Raw genomic sequence first — 3,116 nt, 5'->3', positions numbered from 1 at the left:
CATTCCAGAATCACCTGTACTCTGTTACCTTTTGCTTTCTTTGCCATAATCAGTATTCTCCTCTACTTTTAGCCAATAACTTTAATGCTTTTCCAATCACAATAACCTTTAGCTACTGCATCCTTCAAAGCAGCATCCAGTCCTTTCTTATTAATAATGCGCAAACCGTTAGCGCAAATACTAAGGCTGATCCAGCAATCCTGTTCTACATAATAGAACTTTTTGTTAAACAAGTTCAAATCAAAGGTTCTTTTTGTTCTCCTCTTTGAGTGCGAAACATTGTTGCCAATCATGGCCTTCTTTCCGGTAATTTGACAAATCTTTGACATTTCTATCTAAATTTTATAGTTTTCTTTTATGCCTATTTCAAACAGAGCGCAAAGTAAGCACTTTTATTGATACCAAACAAGTATTTTATAAAATAATTCATTGTACGATAGTATTTTTTCCTCATTTCAAGCTATTATAAAGCAGGAAAAGGGCATTTTGAATCGCTTTTTGTGCATTTTCTATCCTTCCCAAATCGCCAGTCTGTTTCAGCGTAACAATTTCGCTTTTATAGGCAACGGCAATCCAGATCGTGCCCACCGGTTTCTCAGGAGTCCCTCCTCCAGGGCCCGCAATACCGGAAGTGGCGATTGCACAATCGGTTTTCAGCCTTTTCATCGCACCTTTTGCCATTTCCGCCACAGTTTCCCGACTTACCGCCCCATACATTTCCAACGTTTCGGCAGATACATCCAATAAAGACATCTTCACCTCATTGGAGTATGCCACGATGCCGCCCTTAAAATAATTCGAACTGCCCGGAATCGAAGTTATCAAAGCGGCAATCCCTCCACCAGTGCAACTTTCTGCGGTGGAAAGGAACAATTTCTTTGCTTCAAGCACTTTCCCGATTTCTTCTTCTAGTTTCATACCTTTTCAGTATTATGTAACTCCTTAGCAAACTTGCAAACCATATCTGATTCTACAAAATGACTTCACTCAATATCTGTCTGACCAAAGCAAATGAATCAGCCTAATGTAACCCGGGAATAAGCCGGAAGCTCCATTGGGCAGAAATCCTTGTCCTGATACTTAAAATAACCTGTAATAGCAATCATCGCAGCATTATCCGTGGTATAACTGAATTTCGGAATGAAGATATTCCAACCATACTTTGTGGCGTGTTCACGAAAAGCATTACGCAGCCCGTTGTTGGCCGAAACGCCTCCTGCTACGGCTACTTCTTTTATTTTATATTGTTTAGCCGCTTTGCGCAACTTATCCATCAGGATGTCAACGACTGTAGTTTCTAAAGAGGCTGCCAAATCTTCCTTGTGGTGTTCGATGAAATCGGGATCTTCCTTCATCCAATCGCGCAATGAATAGAGAAACGAGGTTTTCAACCCGCTAAAGCTATAATCCAACCCCGGGATATGCGGCTTGCTGAAAGAGAAAGCTTTCGGATTGCCCTGGCGAGCCAATCTGTCAATGATTGGACCTCCCGGATAGCCCAGTCCCATCACCTTGGAACATTTATCAATGGCTTCACCGGCCGCATCGTCAATGGTCTGCCCCAATATCTCCATGTCGTTATAAGCTTTTACCAAAATAATCTGCGAGTTTCCGCCGGAAACCAACAAGCAAAGAAAAGGAAATTCCGGCTGCGTACTCTCTTCACCTTCAACTTTAATAAAATGAGCTAAAACATGTCCAGTCAAGTGATTGACATCAATCATCGGAATACCTAACGAGCGAGCGAATCCTTTTGCAAAAGAGACACCGACCAACAAAGAACCCATCAGGCCCGGTCCACGCGTAAACGCCACCGCACTTAACTCCTCTTTAGCTACTCCGGCCCGTTTCAACGCTTCATGCACCACCGGAACTATATTTTGCTGATGAGCACGGGAAGCGAGTTCAGGCACCACGCCCCCATACGCTTCATGCACCACCTGGCTTGCCACTACATTTGACAGCAGATAACCATCCTTGACAACTGCCGCCGAAGTGTCATCGCAAGAAGATTCTATTCCCAAAATTATTGTACTCATACCGTTTATTACAAATTATTTTATGTTTAAACGCTGCAAAAGTAGTGATAAAAGTACGATTCATAACGTATTATTTCATATTTTTGTTGGCTCAATCTAAAAAATGACCGCCTTATCGGAAAGCTAAAAAAAACAATACGTTGGGTACTGGGCATTGTATTAGGACTATACATCAGTACCATCTTGTTGCTGAACATCCCATACGTCCAGCGACAGATATCCGTATTTGTCGCCCATGAACTGACTTCTATTTTGAACAGCAAGCTCACCATCGGACGCATCAACATGGGATTGCTGAACCGCATTATCATTGACGATTTGCTATTGGACGACCAATCGGGGAAAGAGATGCTAAAAATAGCCCGACTCTCCGCCAAATTTGACATTCTGCCCCTATTCAACGGAAAAATATCCATCAGTAACGTACAGTTGTTCGGCTTCAATATCCAGCTGAACAAACAGACTCCGGATGACAAACCGAATTTCCAGTTTGTGATTGACGCATTCGCTCCCCAAGATACGGTTCAGAAGGAAAACAACCTGAACCTTCGCATCAACTCGTTGCTAATACGCCGTGGAAAGGTTTCATTTGACGTATTATCTGAAAAAGAGACACCAGAAAAATTTAATCCGCAGCATATCCGGCTACATAACATTATCGCCAACATCTCTTTGAAGGCTTTGAAGAATGACTCCATCAACGCAGCTATAAAACGATTGAGCATTGAAGAAGAGAATTCCGGATTTGAATTGAAGAAACTGAGTCTGAAGGTTATCGGCAACAACCGTCAAACGAGAATCGAGAATTTCGCCATCGAACTTCCCAACACTACGCTGGCAATGGACACCATACGCATGGACTATGACAGCATAGGGGCATTCGGAAACCTTGCTCAAGACGTGCGCTTTTCATTTCATTTGCAGCCTTCTCAAGTGGCATTGCACGATTTATCGGCCTTTATCCCAGCTTTTAGGTCCTTCAAAGAGAAGATGCAGGTGGAGGTACAGATTGCCGGAACCTTTAACCAACTGGATTGCCCCCTTCTTTCCATTTCTGCCGGAAATCATTTCCAATTG

3 protein-coding genes and 1 pseudogene are annotated in these 3,116 nt (G+C 42.8%); 1 reads left to right on the top strand and 3 read right to left on the bottom strand.

The window, feature by feature from the left end:
* Positions 1-68: 68 nt before the first annotated feature.
* From rpmB to tsaD, 3 genes are all read right to left on the bottom strand, one after another.
* On the bottom strand, positions 69-329 hold the full coding sequence (rpmB, locus tag K2G43_RS04280) for a 50S ribosomal protein L28 (RefSeq protein ID WP_004291052.1): 261 nt from the start codon (positions 327-329) through the stop codon (positions 69-71).
* A gap of 121 nt (positions 330-450) precedes the next feature.
* Entirely contained in the window at positions 451-918 is a 468-nt protein-coding gene (locus tag K2G43_RS04275) for a CinA family protein (protein ID WP_300153119.1), read from the bottom strand.
* A 98-nt stretch (positions 919-1,016) separates the two neighbouring features.
* Positions 1,017-2,039, bottom strand: a complete 1,023-nt coding sequence (tsaD, locus tag K2G43_RS04270; protein WP_300153117.1) for a tRNA (adenosine(37)-N6)-threonylcarbamoyltransferase complex transferase subunit TsaD — start codon at positions 2,037-2,039, stop codon at positions 1,017-1,019.
* A 216-nt stretch (positions 2,040-2,255) separates the two neighbouring features.
* Between tsaD and K2G43_RS04265 the strand changes: the two are divergent.
* Positions 2,256-3,116: pseudogene (locus K2G43_RS04265) on the top strand (translocation/assembly module TamB); the annotation flags it as partial.

It is taken from the genome of Bacteroides sp. (genome assembly GCF_029057325.1).
Taxonomy (GTDB): domain Bacteria; phylum Bacteroidota; class Bacteroidia; order Bacteroidales; family Bacteroidaceae; genus Bacteroides.
The sequence above is the reverse complement of the archived record's forward strand: the minus strand, read 5'-3'. Positions and strand labels throughout refer to the sequence as shown.

Bases quoted from the DNA above. Each gene is read 5' to 3' on its own strand.
- rpmB (WP_004291052.1), bottom strand. From the start codon at position 329: ATGTCAAAGATTTGTCAAATTACCGGAAAGAAGGCCATGATTGGCAAC.
- K2G43_RS04275 (WP_300153119.1), bottom strand. From the start codon at position 918: ATGAAACTAGAAGAAGAAATCGGGAAAGTGCTTGAAGCAAAGAAATTG.
- tsaD (WP_300153117.1), bottom strand. From the start codon at position 2,039: ATGAGTACAATAATTTTGGGAATAGAATCTTCTTGCGATGACACTTCG.